Raw genomic sequence first — 16,342 nt, 5'->3', positions numbered from 1 at the left:
CCGGCATCTCGACTCGGGGGCCTCGCTGCGCTCCTCGCCTCGGTCGCTCACTCCGTTCGCTTCCTCGGCTGCGGTGCTTACGTCGTCCGCCTTCGTCGAGATGCCGGCCCCTTTCAGTCCCACCCCTGGTCGGTCGGGCCGAGCGTCGGATTCAACTGACGCGTGTTTCCGCCTTCGTCAGTTGGTCGGTCGTCGCCGACGGATGGTCGCGGTCGTCGCGGTTCAGTCGTCGGCCACCGCCGTGGAGTCGCCGCCTCGATCCGCGCGTTCCTCCGGGGTGAGCAGCGGCGTCCCGTCGGCCTCCGGGCCGAGCGTCGGGCCGAAGGGGCCGCCCTCCGCCGGGTCGATCTCGCGGGTCGTCCGGTAGTCGGTCGAACGCTCGACGGGGGTGCGGCCGATTGACGAGATCATCTCGACGTAGTCGTCGAAACTGCGGAACTCGCCGAACTGCCCGCCCGCTCGCTTGGTGATCTCCTCCGAGAGGATGGTGCCCATGAAGTCGTTCGCCCCGCACGAGAGCGTCTTCAGTGCCTTCTCGTCGCCGTACTTCACCCACGAGGTCTGGACGTTGTCGACGTTGTCGAGGAACAGGCGGGCGACCGCGATGAGGAGTTCGTCCTCGTCGTCGCTCGCGCCGCCGGAGACGACGCCGTGCTCGAACAGCGGCGTGCGCTCGTGGACGAACGACAGCGGGACGAACTCGGTGATGCCGCCGGTCCGGTCCTGGAGGGCCCGGATGCGCTCCAGGTGCATCGCGCGGTGCATCTCGTTCTCGACGTGGCCGTACATCATCGTCGAGGTCACGTCGAGGCCGGCGTCGACGGCCCCCTCCATCGCCTCCAGCCACCCCTGCGTATCGATCTTCCCGGGGCAGATCACGTCCCGGACCTCGTCCACGAGGATCTCCGCGGCGGTGCCGGGCGCGGAGTCGAGCCCCGCGTCCCGGAGTTCGGCGTACACCGCCTCGTAGCTCCAGTCGGTGCCGCGGCGGGCGTGGTACGCCTCCTCGGGCGTCATCGAGTGGAGGTGGACCCCGCCGACGCTCATCGCCTCCATCTGCTCGACGTACGTGCCGGGGTCGGTGACGTACCGCTCGGGCGGCTTGTAGTTCACCTCGCGGGCTGGGTTCTCGAACCCCTGAAGGATCTCGTGGTGCTCGTCGTTCAGCGCGAACGCGGGGTGGAGTCCCGAGACGGACGTCACCTCGTAGATGCCGCGCTCGACGCCGGCGCGGACCGCCTCCCTCGATTCCGCCGGCGTTTGGGTGAACCCGCCGTGGCCAGTTGGTCGCGACGGCCCTCCCTCACCCTCGCGATCGCCCCCGTGGTCGGTGCGCCGCGACGGCCCCTCTCCGCCGTCGCGGTCGGCCTCGAACTGGTGGGCGGTGTCCTTGAAGTTGCAGAACAGACAGCCCGTGTTGCACGCCGTCGTGACGTTGTTGTTGAGGTTCGCGACGAACGTCACCTCGTCGCCGACCGTCTCGGCGCGCCGGCGGTCCGCCGCCTCCAGTACCGCCTCCTTCCGCTCGCGGTCGATCCCGTCGCGGTCCGTGCCGGTCGTCAGCAGTTCGACCGCGTCGTCGACCGTCAGGCGCTCGCCGTCGCGCGCCTTCGCCAGCGCGTTCTCGAACGACTGGTCGGTCTCGGGGACGTGGTCGAAGCCGAGGTCGTCGGGGTCGAGGTCGGCCGCCGACGGGGTGGTCATTGCTAGCAGCATCACGACCGGGGAGTAAAAGCGGGGCGGTACCCGACGCCAGTTGCCGACGCGGGCCCGCTCGTCACCACGAACGGACCGACCGTCGAGCGCTCGTCGAACAGGATTCCCGAACGCGACTTCCAAAACAGGACTCCCGAACCCGACTTCCGAACGGAACGGCCGAACGCGACACCGAAGGAGTCCGCCGCGACCTCGGGGACCGGTGACCTCTTGTTCGTCCACGTGTCCCTTGTACACATGAGCCACGGAGCGACCGAACGCGACGTCGGGTTCCTCGCGGACCTCGACCTCGACGGCGAGGTGTCCCGCGGCGAGTCCGACCGGGGCACCCACGCCGGCGGGTACGCCACGGCGCCCGACGAGGAGGTGCCGCCCGACGCGGTGGTGTTCCCGGAATCGACGGCGGACGTGTCGACGGTGCTCGCGGCGGCCGACGAACGCGGCGTCCCGGTGACGCCCTACGCGGCCGGAACGAGCCTCGAGTCGCACGTCACCCCGATCGACGGCGGTATCAGCCTCGACCTGACGCGGATGGACAGCGTCCTGGAGGTCCGCCCGGACGACCTCACGGTCGACGTCGAGCCGGGCGTCATCGGGACGGACCTGAACGAGCGCGTCGCCCGCCACGGCCTCACGTTCCCGCCGCTCCCCTCCTCGGGCGCCATCTCCACGATCGGCGGCATGATCGCCACCGACGCGTCCGGCATGGGCACCGTGAAGTACGGCGAGGTCGGCGACTGGGTCCGGAAACTGGAGGTCGTCATGGCCGACGGGACCGTCGTCGAGACCGGGACCAGGGCGGCAAAGACCTCCAGCGGCTACAACCTCACCGCCCTCTTGGTCGGCTCGGAGGGGACCCTCGGCGTGGTGACGCGGGCGACGCTCGGACTGGCGGGCATCCCCCAGCAGATCCGCGGGGGCCGCGCCGTCTTCCCGACGCTCGACGACGCGACCGCCGCGGTCCGCGACGCGGTGACCTCCGGCGTCGACGTCGCGAAGATCGAGCTGATGGACGCCGACTCGGCCGCGCTCGTGAACAACTACTCGGGGACCGAACTGCCCGAGCGACCGATGGCGTTCGTCGAGTTCCACGCCGACCACGGCGTCGAGGAGGAGATCGCGTTCTGCGAGGCGGTGTTCGCGGCACACGACGTGGAGTCGTTCGAGGTGGGCGAGGGCGACGAGATGGACGAGCTCTGGACCGCCCGGAAGGACATCACGTACGCCGCCGACGAGTGGCTCCCCGGCGCGTCGATGGGACACCCCGGCGACGTCACCGTCCCCATCTCGAACTACCCGGCGATGATCCGCGACGTGAAGGAGGTCGCCGACGAGTACGACCTGTTCATCCCCGCGTTCGGCCACGCCGGCGACGGCAACCTCCACTACTTCGCCGTCTACGACCACGAAGACCCGGACGCGGTCGATCGCGCCGAGCGCGCGTACGCCGAACTCGTCGACCGGGCTCTCGAACTCGACGGCACCGTCACGGGCGAGCACGGGATCGGCGTCGGCAAGCAGCAGTACCTCCGGCGCGAGCACGGCGCCGCGGTCGACGTGATGCGGTCGATCAAGGACGCGCTCGATCCGAACGGCACCCTCAACCCGGGGAAGGTGCTGCCCGAGGAGTAGCCCCGTATTTCCGGACGAACGACGCCCGTGAACGTGCATTCCTGATCCGTCGAGATCGCCGGCGACGATTCGTCGCACCTCCGAGGGACCGCTCCCCGGTTCCCGCGCACCCTTATTTCTGCCGCACCGCGTAGTTACCTCCGTGGAACACGAGATCACGCACCGTCCGTCGTTCGCGATGGCCGAGGTGTCCCTGGAGGAGGGAGAACAGGTCCTCGCGGAGTCGGGGGCGATGGTGAGCTACAGCGAGGGCATCGAGATGGAGACGAACGCCACCGGGGGGTTCCTGAAGTCGATCCGTCGGGGGCTGTTCGGGGGCGAAAGCGTCTTCCAGAACACTTTCACCGCCAGCAAGCCGGGGTCGGTCACGTTCGCGCCACCGCTACCGGGGGACGTCGTCCACCACGAGCTCGACGGGGACACCGTCTACGTGCAGTCGGGGTCGTACATCGCCTCCGACCCGGCACTCGACGTCGACACCGAGTTCGGGGGTGCCAGAACGTTCTTCGGGAGCGAGGGACTGTTCCTGCTCAGGATCGAGGGGAGCGGGCCGCTGTTCATGTCCAGCTATGGCGCTATCCGGGAGATCGACCTCGCACCCGACGAGACGTACACCATCGATACAGGCCACATCGTCGCCTTCGAGGACACCGCCGACTTCACCGTCAGGCGGATGGGCGGACTGAAATCGACGCTGCTCAGCGGCGAGGGGCTGGTCGCCGAGTTCACCGGCGAGGGACGAATCTGGCTCCAGACGCGCAGCCAGGACTCGTTCCTGGCCTGGCTCGTCCCAAAGCTTCCCACGCAAACCCCCCAAGGATCGACAACCTGAACTGCGCGTCGGTGGCGTAGGATGGTGTTTATCCGTACGTGAAGCCGGTTTCCGGAGTGCCGGTGGAGCCGGATTACACAGGCCCGACCCACGGCCGCGTCCCCCGGTCACACACCACCACCCGATTCATTACGGAGGGCGCGAACGGTCCGCCCGAATGGATACACTCGCTGACATCGAGACGGACACGGTTCTGTCGGGCGAGGCCGACCGGCTCCGGGCGGACGTCGCGGAGACCCTCTCGCGCTACCCGCTCGATTCGATCGAGACCGAGTTCCCCCACTTCGTCGGTTTCGTCGACTCCCCGGACGGGGTCGAGCGACCGAAGGAGCAGCACCCGGTGTTCTACGGCTGTTTCGACTGGCACTCCTCGGTCCACAGCCACTGGGCGCTCGTCCGTCAGCTTCGACTGTTCGACGACCACCCGGCGGAGTCGGAGATCGTCGGGAGTATCGACGCCCGGCTCACCCCCGAGAACGTCGACCGGGAGGTCGCGTACCTCGAGGGGAACGAGTCGTTCGAGAAGCCGTACGGGTGGGCGTGGTTCCTCCACCTCGCCTCTGAGCTGTCCCTGTGGGACGACGAGCGGGCGAACGAGTGGAGGTCGATCCTCGAACCGCTGGAACGGGCGATCGTGAGCCTCGTCGAGACCGAGTTCCTGTCCCAGGAGCGCCCGTTCAGGGTCGGGACCCACGGGAACACGGCGTTCGCCCTGCACTGCGTCCTCGACTACGCGAGGACGGTGTCCGACGACTCGCTTGAGTCCGCCGTCGTGGAGACGGCGTTGGAGTTCTTCGCCGAGGACCGCGACTACCCCGTCGCGTACGAACCGCTCGGCTGGGATTTCCTCTCCCCGTCGCTGACTGAGGCGGACCTCATGCGGCGCGTGTACGGCCGGGAGGAGTTCGCGACGTGGCTCGACGAGTTCCTCCCGGACGTCACCTCGTCCCCGCACGACGCGATCCTCGAACCAGTCCGCGTGGACGCCGACTCGGACGAGGGAGTCGCGCTCCACCTGGTCGGTCTGAACGTCTCGAAGGCGTGGTGTCTGGCGGGACTCGCCTCCGCGCTCGACGGTCACCGGTACGCCGAGCCGTTCGAACGGAGCGCGGAGCGGCACGCCGAGCGCGGCCTTGCCGGGGCGTTCACCGACGACTACGCCGGATCGCACTGGCTCTCCTCGTTCGTGCTGTACCTCCTGACGAGGAACGAGGGCGGCATCGCGCCGGCGCGAACCCGGTCGGATTGATGCCCAAGCTTTACGGCAGTGAGGTGACGTATCGGTTCACGAATGACTTCGCCGTCCGTCGACGACCACCTCCGGCCGACCGACGCCGACTACCCGGACGGCACGTACCGGGTCGTGGGCACCGACGGGAACGGCGTCACGGCCCTCCGCGTCGGCGCGGCCGACGGTCGACGGGTCCACACCGGCGAGCTTCACGCGATCGCCCGAGAGGACCTCGCCGGGTTCGAACCGGTCGGGAGCCCGGACGGGAACCGGCCGCTCGGGGTCGCCGTCGCGTCGATGCTGGAGACGGGCTACTGGTCGGTCAGGGTGTTCGGTCAGCAACTGGCCGCACACCCGCTCCCCGCCGCCGTCGCGCTCGCGCTCGTACTGGTCGGATTCGTCGGCGAGGACGTACTGCGACTCCCCGAAACCGTCGCGGGGGTCGTACTCCTCGTCGGGAGCCTGGGACTCGTGTACGTCGGCAGCGGTCGGCTGTAGGCGGGCCCTTCGGGTCGACGGTCCGGGTTTAGGTCGGTGGTGTGCCCCGATCCAATCCACGAACGTGCACAACTAGGGCGGGACGACGACATCGATGGGCACGGAAATGAAAGATTCATACGGCCCGCGCCCGCCCTCCCACCCATGACGAGCGTCAAGGAGTTCCGCGTCGAGCGCGCGCCCACCGACGCGGCCCCCGGCGTCGGCAGTTTCGTCTTCACCGACGACTACTCCGTCTTCGACTGGGGGAAGATGCCCGACGAGATCCCGGGCAAGGGCGCCTCGCTCTGCACGATGGGGTCGTTCAACTTCGAATTGCTCGAGGACGAGGGCGTCCCGACACACTACCGCGGCGTCGGGCCGGACGCGACGCCCCTGGCCGAGGCCGAGGGCCCGCCCCGGGAACTCGCCATCGACCTCGTGAACGTCCCCGACCTCCCCTTCGCCGACGGCGCGTACGACTACGACGCCTTCCACGCGAACGCCGGCTCGAACTACATCGTCCCCCTCGAGATCGTGTTCCGCAACACAGTGCCGGTCGGCTCGAGCCTCCGGAAGCGCATCGAACCGCGCGACGTCGCCCTCGACCGCGACGAGTGGCCCGACGAGGCGGTCCCGCTACCCGGTCCGATCGTCGAGTTCTCCACGAAGTACGAGGAGCAGGACCGCTACCTCACGCGCGAGGAGGCGGACGCCGTCGCGGGCGCCGCCGACGTCGACGACTTGGAGGCGGTCGCGCTGCGCGTGAACGAACTCCTGACCGAGCGAGCGGCCGGGACGGGGTTCGTCCACGAGGACGGGAAGATCGAGTGCCTGTACGCCGACGGCGAGGTCCGCATCGCCGACGTGGTCGGCACGTTCGACGAGAACCGCTTCGCCTACGACGGCCAGGAGGTGTCCAAGGAGGTCGTCCGGCAGTACTACAAGCGCGAGCATCCGGAGTGGGTCGACGCAGTCGGCGAGGCGAAGGCACGGGCGGACTGCGAGGGCGTCGCCGACTGGCGCCCGCTCTGCGAGGTGGAACCGCCCGAGCTCCCGGCCGACGTCGTCGAGGCCGCCGCGGACATGTACGCCGCCGGCGCGAACGCCTACACCGGGCGGGACTGGTTCGACGCGCCCGACTTGGCGGACGCGGTCGACCGTGTTCGGGGCCTGTAGTCGGAACGGTCGGGAGAACATCGGTATCACGTCGAGCCGGCACCTGTAGTCGAGTCCGCGAGCGACCGCGCTACTCGACGGGTGGCGCCGGCGCGGGCGCTTCGGGGGCGGCCACGGCGCCCAGGTCGTACTCCGCCGGATCCACGCCCTCCCGAAGGTGCGTCCGCCCGCGACGGATCACCAGCGCGTCGTCGAGGTGCGCGCGTAGCGCCTCGACGAGCGCCTCGGCCTCCAGCGGCTGGCCGCTCTCCTTCAGGTCCGCGGCGTCGGCGCGCGCGGGGACCGAGAACGCGCGCTGGGCGACGACCGGCCCCTGGTCGAGGTCGGTCGTCACGTAGTGGGCCGTCACGCCCGCGACGCGGGCGCCGCCCTCGACCGCCTGGCGGTACGCCTCAGCGCCCGGGAACGCCGGAAGCAGCGACGGGTGGACGTTGATGATGCGGCCCTCGTACCGGAACACGACCTCGGGCGAGAGGATGCGCATGAAGCGGGCGAGCGCGATGCAGTCCACGTCGTGCTCGGCCAGCAGGTCCAGCAGCTCCGACTCGTCGTGCGAGCCGTTCTCGTCGCCGACGTCGAAGAAGGGGACGCCGAACTCCTCGGCCAGCGGTTCGAGCGCGTCCCGGTTGCCGGCCATCACCCCCACGTCGGCGTCGAGCGTGCCGTCCGCGCAGGCCTCCAGCACCGCCCGGGGCGCGTGCTCCTCCTTCGTGACGAGCAGGCCGATGCACCGGCCGTCGCGCTCGTCCGGGAAGCGGACGCGCACGTCGACGCCGAGGTCGTCGCCGAGCCCTTCGAGGTCCTCGCGCAGCGTGTCGGGCTTGCAGACCATCCCCGCCGTGTCGGCGTGGAGACGCATCCGGAACACGCCGTCCCGGACCGCCTGGTCGAGGTCCTCGATGTTGCACCCCCGCTCGAACAGCAGGGAGGTGACGCGGGCGACCAGTCCCGTGTCGTCGTCTCCGACGACGACGATCTCGGTCAACTCGCTCATCGGTCGCTCACCGCCTGCGCGTCCGGAGGGGACATGGACACGCCTTCCTCGCTCACGGTCATGCCTCTATCGCTTCCCGCGACCGTTACCTTCCACGAACGTGCACACCAGACGCGACCCAAAACCGTTTTTGGGCACGACCGCGCAGTACCCTCAATGACCGCCTACACCGCCACGGTGACCGTGCGGCTGAAGCACGGGGTGCTCGATCCCGAGGCCGAGACGACGAAGGGGGCGCTCGAGCGCCTCGGGTTCGAGGTCGAGGCGCTCCGCTCGGCCGACCGCTTCGAGGTCGATCTCGACGCCGTGGACGCCGACGCGGCGCGCGAGCGGGCCGACGAGATGGCGAAACGACTGCTCGCGAACCCGACCATCCACGACTACGACGTCGACGTCGTGGAGCGATGATCTCGGTCGTCCAGTTCGGCGGCTCGAACTGCGACCGCGACGCGGTCGCCGCGCTCTCCCACCTGGGCATCGACGCCGAGCGCGTCTGGCACGCCGACGGCCTCCCCGAGGATACCGACGGCGTCGTGATCCCCGGCGGCTTCTCCTACGGCGACTACCTCCGGGCCGGCGCGATGGCCGCCCGGACGCCGGTGATGGACGAGGTCCGGGCGCTGGCCGAGGAGGGGACGCCGGTGCTCGGCGTCTGCAACGGCGCGCAGATCAGCTGCGAGGCGGGCCTCACGGAGGGCGCGTTCACGACGAACCGTTCGGCCCGCTTCCAGTGCGAGGCGGTCCACCTCCGCGTCGAGCGCGCGGACACGCCGTGGACGGAGGCGTACGACGAGGGTGCCGTCATCGAGGTGCCCATCGCGCACGGCGAGGGGCGCTTCGAGATCGCCGACGAGCGGCTGGCCGCGCTGAACGACGAGGACAGGGTGCTGTTCCGCTACTGCGACGCGGACGGGAACGTCACCGAGGCGGCCAACCCCAACGGATCGACGGGGAACGTGGCGGGCGTGCTCGGCGCGCGCGAGACTGTCGCGGTGATGATGCCCCACCCCGAACGGGCGACGCTGCCGGACGTCGGCGGGACGGACGGGCAGGGCGTACTTCGGGCGTTCGCCTGAGCGACACGACTAGTTCCGCGCCAGCGTCACTCCCGACACTCGACCGGCGAGTCGGTCGCGATCCACTGGCCCGGACGCGCCGCGTTCCGAAGCTCGATCCACCCCGACGGACAGAGGACGCACTCGACTGATTCCATGATGGGTCTCGACCGGACAAAGGCGGACCTACTGTTTGGTTAGTCGCCCGCTATCGGAGGTGTGAGCGCTCAGCAGGGCGGTTCTGGTCGAGCGGGGCGAAGTGGTCCGTGACGGACGGAGGAACCCTTCAGGACCGGTTCGGCTTCAGCGAGTGAGCGGCTGGGCGAAGCCCGTCTCCTCCTCGAGGACGAGTTCCCACGTCCGCTCGCACTCGCAGGACACCTGCTCGAACACCGAGGGGTCCTGTCGGAGGTCGAAGTCCTTGATGGCGGTCTGGACGCGGTCGTCGCACTCCTTGCAGTTGTGGGCGCCGCGGTCGGAGCCGTGGCCGACGGGGTCGGAGACGACGATGGCGTCGACGTCGGCGGTGCGCCGGAGCACCTCCGCGACCGACCAGAGCCACGGCGGGCGGTACCCACCGCGGAAGTGGAGTTCGTCGACCATCGTGTACCGCTGGACGTTGCAGGGGTTCATCGAGACCGTGTGGCAGTTCTCGACGTCCGCGCAGCGCTCGATGGACGAGACCATGTCCTCCAGCGCCTCGGACTCCGAGAGGAACGGCGGCTTCATCAGGAGGTACGCCTTCACGCCGGCGCTGGCCTCCCCCGCCTCGTCGGCGTCGCCCGCTCGCCCGTCCGAGGCCGACGCCTTCCCCGCCTCCGCGCAGGCGCCTTCGAAGTCCGCGAAGTCGAAGTACTTGTTCACGCAGTCGTGGCGCACGCGGTCCGTGGTGGTCTCCAGGCCAACGGCGACGTCCGTCTCGAGGCCGCGGCCGGTGAAGTCACGCAGTTTCCCCGCGGAGACGAAGTCGGGGAGCGACTCGACGACGATGCGCTCCCGGTCCGCGAACGTCTCGGCGATCGCCTCGCGCGTCTCGGCTGGCACCTCGCGCTCGTCGAGGAACGACCCGGAGGTGTAGATCTTGATCAGCGGGGCTGGCCCCTCGCCCTCGTCGGTGTTCTCCGCTTCGTGGTCGAGACAGACCTGGATCTGGTCCATCAGCGCCTCGTGGGCGACGCTGCCGCCCTCGACGGACTCGGCGACGTAGCCGCACATCGTGCAGCCGCCGGCCCGCGCCCACCGGCACCCGCCGGTGTTGAGGATGATGGTCAGCGATCGCTTGACGCCGTCGGGCGTGTTGTCCTCGTCGAGCCACACCCGGGTCGGCTCGTGGGGATCGTACGTTGCGTCCTTCTCGGACCGGATGTCGCGCATCACCTCGTTGTGCGCGTCCATCCCCCGCCCCCGCTCGGACGGTTCGGGGCTCGGCTTGCTCATTGGCGTGTCTGGGTGCCTCCCGGGGAAAACGGCTTCGCTAGCGCCGGGCGGCGAGCCACGCGGCGCCGCCGATGACGGCACCCACGGCGTTCGCCCCGGCGTCCGCGACCGACGCCGTCCGCGTCGCCAGCGGCGCCTGGAGGAGTTCGACGCCGGCGCCGACCGTGAAACCGACGACGATTGCGCTCAGGACGACGCCAAGCGGGCCGGTCGAGCGGGCACGCCGATCCGGTGCGGCCGCGCTTCCACGGGACCGCGCGAACGTCAGCGAGACGGCGGCGTAGCCCAGGCCGTGTGCCCACTTGTCGAGGCCGACGCCGAGGAGGAACCGCTCGGGGCCGCCGCCGGAAACGGGGAGGAGCGAGGCGACGACGACCGCGGTTGTGACCGCGGCAAACGTCGCCCATCGCCGATCCGACACTATCACGCCTGCAGGTGGGTCCCCGACGAGCGTAAAGTCGCCGGCTTCCGGCGTTTTTGGCCGACCAAATCAGTAATGAACTTCGGTTACGTTACTTTGCCAACCGCTAACACGCTCGAGCCCTTACTAATGGATGTACGTTACCATGACCGATCTCGGCGGCTTCAGGGACAACGTGGGTCACGTCGACCTCTCCTCCGGCGACGTGGCCTACCACGGTATCGACGACGAGGACGCGCGCAAGTACATCGGCGCGCGCGGCCTCGGCGTGAAGTACGTGTTCGAGGCGGGCCCCGACGTGGACCCGCTCGGACCCGACAACCGGCTTTGCTTCATGAACGGCCCGCTCACCGGCACCCAGACCGTGATGAGCGGCCGCATCGCGGTGACGACCAAGTCGCCGCTCACTAACACCGTCACGGACAGCCACCACGGTGGCTGGTCCGGCGCCCGGCTGAAGTGGGCCGGCTTCGACGGCCTCGTGTTCGAGGGGCAGAGCGAGCACCCCGTGTACGCCGTCGTGGAGGACGGCGAAGTGGAACTGCGCGACGCCCGGCACATCTGGGGCTACGGCGTTCACGACACGATCGAGGAACTCGGCGATGAGGTCGACGGCTCGGTCGGGAAGAACCTCTCCGTGATGGCCATCGGACCGGGTGGTGAGAACGAGGTGAAGTACGCCTGCATCGTCAACGAGGACGACCGCGCGTCCGGCCGGGGCGGCACCGGCTGCGTGATGGGGAACAAGAACCTGAAGGCGGTCGTCGTGAAGTCGGGTACGAAGATGCCCAAGCCGGCGGACCCCGAGACGTTCCAGGAGGGGTACCAGCAGGCGATGGAGGTCATCCGCGAGTCCGACGTCACCGGGCCGAACGAGGGCGGCCTCTCGCTGTACGGGACGAACGTCCTGATGAACATCACCGAGGAGATGGACGGCCTCCCGACGAAGAACGGGAAGTACACCTCCACGGGCTCGTACGGCGACCACTCGGGCGTCGACATCGACGCCGAGCGCGTCTCCGGCGAGAACGTCCGCGAGAACATCCTCGTCGACGAGCCGACGTGTCACTCCTGCCCGGTCGCCTGCAAGAAGGAGGTCGAGGTGGACGTGACCCACAAGGGCGAGGACATGAACGTCCGCACGGAGTCCTACGAGTACGAGTCGGCGTTCGCGCTCGGCCCGAACTCCGGACACACCGACCGCGACGAGATCGCCCTCATGATCCAGCGGTGCAACGACATGGGCCTCGACACCATCGAGACGGGGAACATGATGGCGATGGCGATGGAGATGACCGAGGAGGGCAAGCTGGACGAGCTCGGCGAGGGGCTCGACTGGGGCGACTCCGAGACGATGATCGACCTCATCGAGGACATCGCGAACCGCGACGGCGACCTCGCGGACGCGCTCGCGGAGGGCTCGAACGGCCTCGTCGAGAACTTCCACGCCGCCGACAATTCGCTGGCGGTCAAGGGCCAGACCATCCCGGCGTACGACCCGCGCTGCATGAAGGGGATGGGCATCGGCTACGCGACCTCGAACCGCGGCGCCTGCCACCTGCGGGCGTACACGCCGGCCGCCGAGATCCTCGGCATCCCGCAGAAGGTCGACCCGTACGAGTGGCAGGGGAAGGGCGAACTCGCGGCCGCGTTCCAGGACCTCCACGCGGTGTCGGACAGCTTCGACATCTGCAAGTTCAACGCCTTCGCGGAGGGGATCGAGGAGTACGTGCTCCAGTACAACGGCATGACCGGCCTCGACGTGACCGAGGACGAGCTCATCGAGGCGGGCGAGCGCATCTACAACCTGGAGCGCTACTACAACAACCTCGTCGGCTTCGACGGCGCCGACGACTCGCTGCCCGAGCGCTTCCTCGAGGACGGCATCCCCGGCCAGGGCGCCAGCGAGGGCGAGTACTGCGAGCTCCCTGAGATGAAGGAGGAGTACTACGAGCACCGCGGCTGGGTCGACGGCGTCGTCCCGGACGAGAAGCTCGACGACCTCGGCATCGACCTCGGCCCCGGCACGGGCGTCAGCAGCGGCGGGAGCGGTACCGCACCGGCTGACGACTAAACACGAACCTCTTTTTCACGGGGGCCTCCTCGCTCGCTCACTTCGTTCGCTCGCTCGTCGACCCCCGCGAAAACCCGTTCATGCTGTCGGATTCCCGTGGAATCCGACTGCTGACGGCAAATCTTCGATTTCCCGTAATGCTGCCAGAAACCGTCGGTTTCTGGCCGCAAGACGAGCTTCGCTCGTCAGTGCCAAAACGCCGCGAGCCACGGTCGGCCTTCGGCCTCCCTCGCTCGCGGTACGACTGCTGGTGACTGCCGGCTGGTTCTCGAGGCGTTCCGGCGCCGGATTTGACACATCAACCACCTATCCTTATCACTCACTGCTTCGCGTAGCAAACCATGAGCGAGTCCCCGCTCGGCGACCGGTCCGGTCTCGTCAAGGTCCTCCTCGGCGTCGTCCTCCTGCTCGGCGTGGCGTACAGCCTCCTGGTACTCGGGAACGTCCTGCTGGGGATCTTCCCCGTACTCGTCATCGTGTTCATCTGGCTGTTCTACCGGCTCCTCGTGCTGTTCGGCCGGTTCGTCTCCGCGCACGAGCGCATCGCGGACGCACATGAGCGGCGCGCGAGGGCGGCGGAACGCCGGGCGGGGATCGCCGAGGGCGTGCCCTCCCGGGAATCGAACGCGACCGACGCGGACGAACCGACCAGCTAGAGCAGGAACCGCGCCACGTGGAGCCCTGCCATCCCGGCGGCCACCGTCCACAGCACGTCCTCGGTGTACCAGGCGGCGACGACGGCGGTCGCGCCGCCGCCGATCGTCGGGTCGGCGAGCGCGCCGAGCGTCGCCGAGGCGGGCACGAAGTCGGGGGCGACCAGCGCGGCGAGCACCGCGGGTGGGACGAACGTCAGCGCGCGTTCGAGCGCCGGCGGCACGCCCTCGATGCGGCCGAACAGGTGGATGAACGAGAGCCGGATGGCGTACGTCGCGATTCCGGCGAGGAGGATGACCGTCCAGACGGCGGCCGGGCCGTAACTGGTCGTCACGCCCCACCACCGGCCGCGAGGCCGAGCCGCTTGGCTCCGATTCCGGCGACGACGCCGACGACCGCGCCGACGATGAGCCCCGCGTTGAACGGGAGACCCGCCGCGAGCACGGCGACCGCCGCGGCAACGAGGCCGGCGACGATCCGCGGCCGACTCGAGAGGACGGGCACGAGCAGCGCGAGGAACACGAGCGGCACGGCGAATTCGAGCCGCCAGGCGTCGGGGACGCCGGCGCCGAAGACGACTCCGACGACAGTGCCCGCCTGCCAGACGACCCAGAGGGTCGCGCCGACGCCGAGGTAGTAGAACGGCTTGCGAACGTCCTCGTCCTCGTCGGTGTAGCGCGCGATGGCGAGCGCGTACGCCTGGTCGGTGAGCAGGTACGCACAGCCCGCCCGGACCCGCGTCGAGAGGGCCCGGAAGTGGGGGGCGATGGACGCCGAGTACATCATCATCCGGAGGTTGATGACGACGGCCGTGAGCACGACTACCCCGAGCGCGGCGTCGCGGCCGAGCAGGTCCATCGCGGCGAGCTGGGACGCCCCGGCGAAGATGAAGACGGACATCCCGACGGTCTGGAGCGGCGTCAACCCGGACTCGACGCCCGCGACGCCGGCGACGAGCGCGAAGGGAACGATGCCGAGCAGCAGTGGGAGGGTGTCCCTGACGCCCGCGCTGAAGTCGGCGAGTCGCGTGTCCATACCGGCGAGGCGTCCCCGGACGTGAAACCGCCGTCGGTTCCGGCCCGCCCCAGGCCGGGACCAAAGGGGAGACCACCGCAGGACCTCCGTCGGTTCTCAGAACCGATACCCCGGACCGACCGTTCTTTACGGGTGTCCGCGTCCTCCGATCCGTGTCCTTCCCGCGGGAACTCCGGTCGGAGTGTCGGGTCGGGGACCTGCTGCTCGTCGCCGCGGTCCCCCTCGCCCTCCTCGCGGTGTACGCCCTTCCGGAGGCGACGAGGCGCTCGCTCGTGTTCGCCTACGAGGAGCCGACGCTCCTGACGGCCTACGCCTCCCACTCCGTCCACCTCGGCCCGGAACACCTGCTCGTGAACCTCGCGAGCTACCTGCTGCTCGTCCCGACCGCCTACGCGCTCGCGGTGCTCGGTGGACGGCGGACCCGGTTCCGGATCGGCTTCATCGCGGTGCTCGTCGCGGTCCCGTTCTCCCTCTCCTGGCTGAACCTCCTGTTCGTCCGCCCGCGGGTCGGCTTCGGCTTCTCGGGCGTCGCCATGGGCTGTCTCGGCCTGCTCGCGCTCGAACTGTTCAACTACGGACGGACCTCCCTCTCGCTACCGCTCTCGTGGGACGACGCCGCTATGCTGTTCTTCGTCGAACTCGCGCTCATCTCGCTCGCGGTGGCCCCCCGAACGGCGACGACGCTCGCCGTGGCGGGCGTCTCCGCCGTGATCGCCGTCGCTTACGGCTGGCATCTCCTTCGGACGATCGATCGGGACGCGGGCAGCGAGGTGGGCACCCGCCTCGGTCGACTCCGCGAACCCGGGTTCGCGGAACTCGCCGTTGTCGGGGTCGTGCTCGTCGTGGCGTTCCCGTTCGTCGCGTTCCCCCCCCGCCCCGACCGGGGACGGCGCGGTGGTGAACCTCTACACCCACCTGCTCGGCTTCTGTCTCGCGTTCGTGTCCGGCTACGTCCACCCGTCCGTGGAGCGGGGCGTCACGGCCGTCGTCGGGTGAGGTGATGGGTAGGAAGAAGAGGGGAGGAACGAGACGGGAACAGTGGTAGTCAGTCGGTCGTGATGACGACGGCTTCGCGGATTCCGAGCGCGTGCTCGAACTCCTCGCGTCGGTCGTGGACGGAGCCGAGTCGACGGAGGTGTTCCTCGTGTGCCCGCCGGAGCGCGTCCGCCTCGCGGTCCGTGGTTCCCAGTTCCGCGCCGAGGTCGGCCCAGTGGCCCTCGGGTACGAGAAACACGAGCGTCTCGTCGTCATCGTGGACGACCTCGTAGCGTCGCCGGTACGCCTCGCGCCGGTCGGCGAGGTGGCTCGCGGCCGCGACGAGCAGGTCACGCATTCGCCCCGGGCCGACGCTCGCCTTGGCGGTCGCGAGCACGACCGCGTTCCCGTCGATTGGGTGCTCGACCGGTTCGTCGTCGGTCGATCCTCCCCCGTCGTTCGACTCCTCCCGTTCGTCCGAAGCCCCTCCATGGTTGCTCATCTCACCCGCCGGCGCGCATCGCCTTCTGGTCGAACGCCGGCACGAGGTCCTCGAGCGCGGCCGCGTCGCCGGAGAAGCGCACCGTCACCTCGGTGAGGGTGAGGCTCCCTCCGGCCTTCACCTTCTCC

The 16,342-nt window shown here is 69.4% G+C and carries 17 protein-coding genes; 10 read left to right on the top strand and 7 right to left on the bottom strand.

Going from position 1 to position 16,342, the window contains the following annotated elements; genetic code table 11:
* Positions 1-222: 222 nt before the first annotated feature.
* Positions 223-1,704, bottom strand: a complete 1,482-nt coding sequence (gene cofH, locus HUG10_RS09405; protein WP_179169332.1) for a 7,8-didemethyl-8-hydroxy-5-deazariboflavin synthase subunit CofH — start codon at positions 1,702-1,704, stop codon at positions 223-225.
* A gap of 249 nt (positions 1,705-1,953) precedes the next feature.
* Here cofH and HUG10_RS09400 point away from each other — a divergent pair, with 249 nt between their 5' ends.
* The 5 genes from HUG10_RS09400 (at position 1,954) to HUG10_RS09380 (ending at position 7,067) form a co-directional block, all read left to right on the top strand.
* Entirely contained in the window at positions 1,954-3,348 is a 1,395-nt protein-coding gene (locus tag HUG10_RS09400; protein ID WP_179169331.1) for an FAD-binding oxidoreductase, read from the top strand.
* A 142-nt stretch (positions 3,349-3,490) separates the two neighbouring features.
* Entirely contained in the window at positions 3,491-4,180 is a 690-nt protein-coding gene (locus HUG10_RS09395; RefSeq protein WP_179169330.1) for a TIGR00266 family protein, read from the top strand.
* A 157-nt stretch (positions 4,181-4,337) separates the two neighbouring features.
* Positions 4,338-5,429 (top strand): DUF2891 domain-containing protein, encoded by a 1,092-nt coding sequence (locus HUG10_RS09390; RefSeq protein ID WP_179169329.1) that lies wholly within the window; start codon positions 4,338-4,340, stop codon positions 5,427-5,429.
* Between the two features lie 42 nt (positions 5,430-5,471).
* On the top strand, positions 5,472-5,909 hold the full coding sequence (locus HUG10_RS09385) for a hypothetical protein (protein WP_179169328.1): 438 nt from the start codon (positions 5,472-5,474) through the stop codon (positions 5,907-5,909).
* A gap of 144 nt (positions 5,910-6,053) precedes the next feature.
* Positions 6,054-7,067 carry a phosphoribosylaminoimidazolesuccinocarboxamide synthase gene (locus HUG10_RS09380; RefSeq protein ID WP_179169327.1) on the top strand — a complete coding sequence of 338 codons (1,014 nt, stop codon included), beginning with the start codon at positions 6,054-6,056 and terminating at the stop codon, positions 7,065-7,067.
* Between the two features lie 70 nt (positions 7,068-7,137).
* Here the strand turns inward: HUG10_RS09380 and HUG10_RS09375 are convergent, their stop codons facing one another.
* A complete protein-coding gene (locus HUG10_RS09375; RefSeq protein WP_179169326.1) occupies positions 7,138-8,061 on the bottom strand; it encodes a formyltetrahydrofolate deformylase in 924 nt (307 codons plus the stop codon).
* A gap of 156 nt (positions 8,062-8,217) precedes the next feature.
* Between HUG10_RS09375 and purS the strand changes: the two genes are divergently transcribed.
* Together purS and purQ are read left to right on the top strand one after the other, a co-directional pair.
* On the top strand, positions 8,218-8,469 hold the full coding sequence (gene purS, locus HUG10_RS09370; RefSeq protein WP_179169325.1) for a phosphoribosylformylglycinamidine synthase subunit PurS: 252 nt from the start codon (positions 8,218-8,220) through the stop codon (positions 8,467-8,469).
* Entirely contained in the window at positions 8,466-9,137 is a 672-nt protein-coding gene (gene purQ / locus HUG10_RS09365; protein WP_179169324.1) for a phosphoribosylformylglycinamidine synthase I, read from the top strand. Before purS ends, purQ begins: the two co-directional genes overlap by 4 nt.
* A gap of 282 nt (positions 9,138-9,419) precedes the next feature.
* On the opposite strand, the gene HUG10_RS09360 is transcribed toward purQ, so the two are convergent.
* Entirely contained in the window at positions 9,420-10,553 is a 1,134-nt protein-coding gene (locus tag HUG10_RS09360; protein ID WP_179169323.1) for an archaeosine biosynthesis radical SAM protein RaSEA, read from the bottom strand.
* Positions 10,554-10,590: 37 nt separating this feature from the next.
* Positions 10,591-10,974 (bottom strand): VanZ family protein, encoded by a 384-nt coding sequence (locus HUG10_RS09355; RefSeq protein WP_179169322.1) that lies wholly within the window; start codon positions 10,972-10,974, stop codon positions 10,591-10,593.
* 145 nt (positions 10,975-11,119) lie between these two features.
* Here HUG10_RS09355 and HUG10_RS09350 point away from each other — a divergent pair, with 145 nt between their 5' ends.
* Together HUG10_RS09350 and HUG10_RS09345 are read left to right on the top strand one after the other, a co-directional pair.
* Complete coding sequence (locus HUG10_RS09350) at positions 11,120-13,048, top strand: aldehyde ferredoxin oxidoreductase family protein (RefSeq protein WP_179169321.1); 1,929 nt, start codon at positions 11,120-11,122, stop codon at positions 13,046-13,048.
* Positions 13,049-13,389: 341 nt separating this feature from the next.
* Positions 13,390-13,704 (top strand): hypothetical protein, encoded by a 315-nt coding sequence (locus HUG10_RS09345; protein WP_179169320.1) that lies wholly within the window; start codon positions 13,390-13,392, stop codon positions 13,702-13,704.
* Here the strand turns inward: HUG10_RS09345 and HUG10_RS09340 are convergent.
* Together HUG10_RS09340 and HUG10_RS09335 are read right to left on the bottom strand one after the other, a co-directional pair.
* Complete coding sequence (locus tag HUG10_RS09340; protein ID WP_179169319.1) at positions 13,701-14,036, bottom strand: AzlD domain-containing protein; 336 nt, start codon at positions 14,034-14,036, stop codon at positions 13,701-13,703. The genes HUG10_RS09345 and HUG10_RS09340 overlap by 4 nt on opposite strands.
* The gene (locus HUG10_RS09335; RefSeq protein WP_179169318.1) at positions 14,033-14,737 is read right to left on the bottom strand and encodes an AzlC family ABC transporter permease; all 705 of its coding nucleotides are present in this window, start codon (positions 14,735-14,737) and stop codon (positions 14,033-14,035) included. Before HUG10_RS09335 ends, HUG10_RS09340 begins: the two co-directional genes overlap by 4 nt.
* Before the next feature lie 152 nt (positions 14,738-14,889).
* On the opposite strand from HUG10_RS09335, the gene HUG10_RS09330 reads away from it, so the two are divergent.
* Positions 14,890-15,738: a hypothetical protein gene (locus tag HUG10_RS09330; RefSeq protein WP_179169317.1), complete on the top strand. Its 849-nt coding sequence runs from the start codon at positions 14,890-14,892 to the stop codon at positions 15,736-15,738.
* Positions 15,739-15,782: 44 nt separating this feature from the next.
* Here HUG10_RS09330 and HUG10_RS09325 read toward each other — a convergent pair whose 3' ends face one another.
* A complete protein-coding gene (locus HUG10_RS09325; RefSeq protein WP_246310244.1) occupies positions 15,783-16,214 on the bottom strand; it encodes a hypothetical protein in 432 nt (143 codons plus the stop codon).
* Positions 16,215-16,342: the final 128 nt, after the last annotated feature.

This window comes from Halorarum halophilum (assembly GCF_013401515.1).
GTDB lineage: Archaea > Halobacteriota > Halobacteria > Halobacteriales > Haloferacaceae > Halorarum > Halorarum halophilum.
The sequence above is the reverse complement of the archived record's forward strand: the minus strand, read 5'-3'. Positions and strand labels throughout refer to the sequence as shown.

Excerpts from the sequence above, each read along its gene's own strand:
- HUG10_RS09335 (WP_179169318.1), bottom strand. The coding sequence starts at position 14,737 with ATGGACACGCGACTCGCCGACTTCAGCGCGGGCGTCAGGGACACCCTC.
- HUG10_RS09345 (WP_179169320.1), top strand. The coding sequence starts at position 13,390 with ATGAGCGAGTCCCCGCTCGGCGACCGGTCCGGTCTCGTCAAGGTCCTC.
- HUG10_RS09385 (WP_179169328.1), top strand. The coding sequence starts at position 5,472 with ATGACTTCGCCGTCCGTCGACGACCACCTCCGGCCGACCGACGCCGAC.
- HUG10_RS09360 (WP_179169323.1), bottom strand. The coding sequence starts at position 10,553 with ATGAGCAAGCCGAGCCCCGAACCGTCCGAGCGGGGGCGGGGGATGGAC.
- HUG10_RS09375 (WP_179169326.1), bottom strand. The coding sequence starts at position 8,061 with ATGAGCGAGTTGACCGAGATCGTCGTCGTCGGAGACGACGACACGGGA.
- HUG10_RS09380 (WP_179169327.1), top strand. The coding sequence starts at position 6,054 with ATGACGAGCGTCAAGGAGTTCCGCGTCGAGCGCGCGCCCACCGACGCG.
- purS (WP_179169325.1), top strand. The coding sequence starts at position 8,218 with ATGACCGCCTACACCGCCACGGTGACCGTGCGGCTGAAGCACGGGGTG.
- HUG10_RS09400 (WP_179169331.1), top strand. The coding sequence starts at position 1,954 with ATGAGCCACGGAGCGACCGAACGCGACGTCGGGTTCCTCGCGGACCTC.
- HUG10_RS09325 (WP_246310244.1), bottom strand. The coding sequence starts at position 16,214 with ATGAGCAACCATGGAGGGGCTTCGGACGAACGGGAGGAGTCGAACGAC.
- cofH (WP_179169332.1), bottom strand. The coding sequence starts at position 1,704 with ATGACCACCCCGTCGGCGGCCGACCTCGACCCCGACGACCTCGGCTTC.
- purQ (WP_179169324.1), top strand. The coding sequence starts at position 8,466 with ATGATCTCGGTCGTCCAGTTCGGCGGCTCGAACTGCGACCGCGACGCG.
- HUG10_RS09350 (WP_179169321.1), top strand. The coding sequence starts at position 11,120 with ATGACCGATCTCGGCGGCTTCAGGGACAACGTGGGTCACGTCGACCTC.
- HUG10_RS09390 (WP_179169329.1), top strand. The coding sequence starts at position 4,338 with ATGGATACACTCGCTGACATCGAGACGGACACGGTTCTGTCGGGCGAG.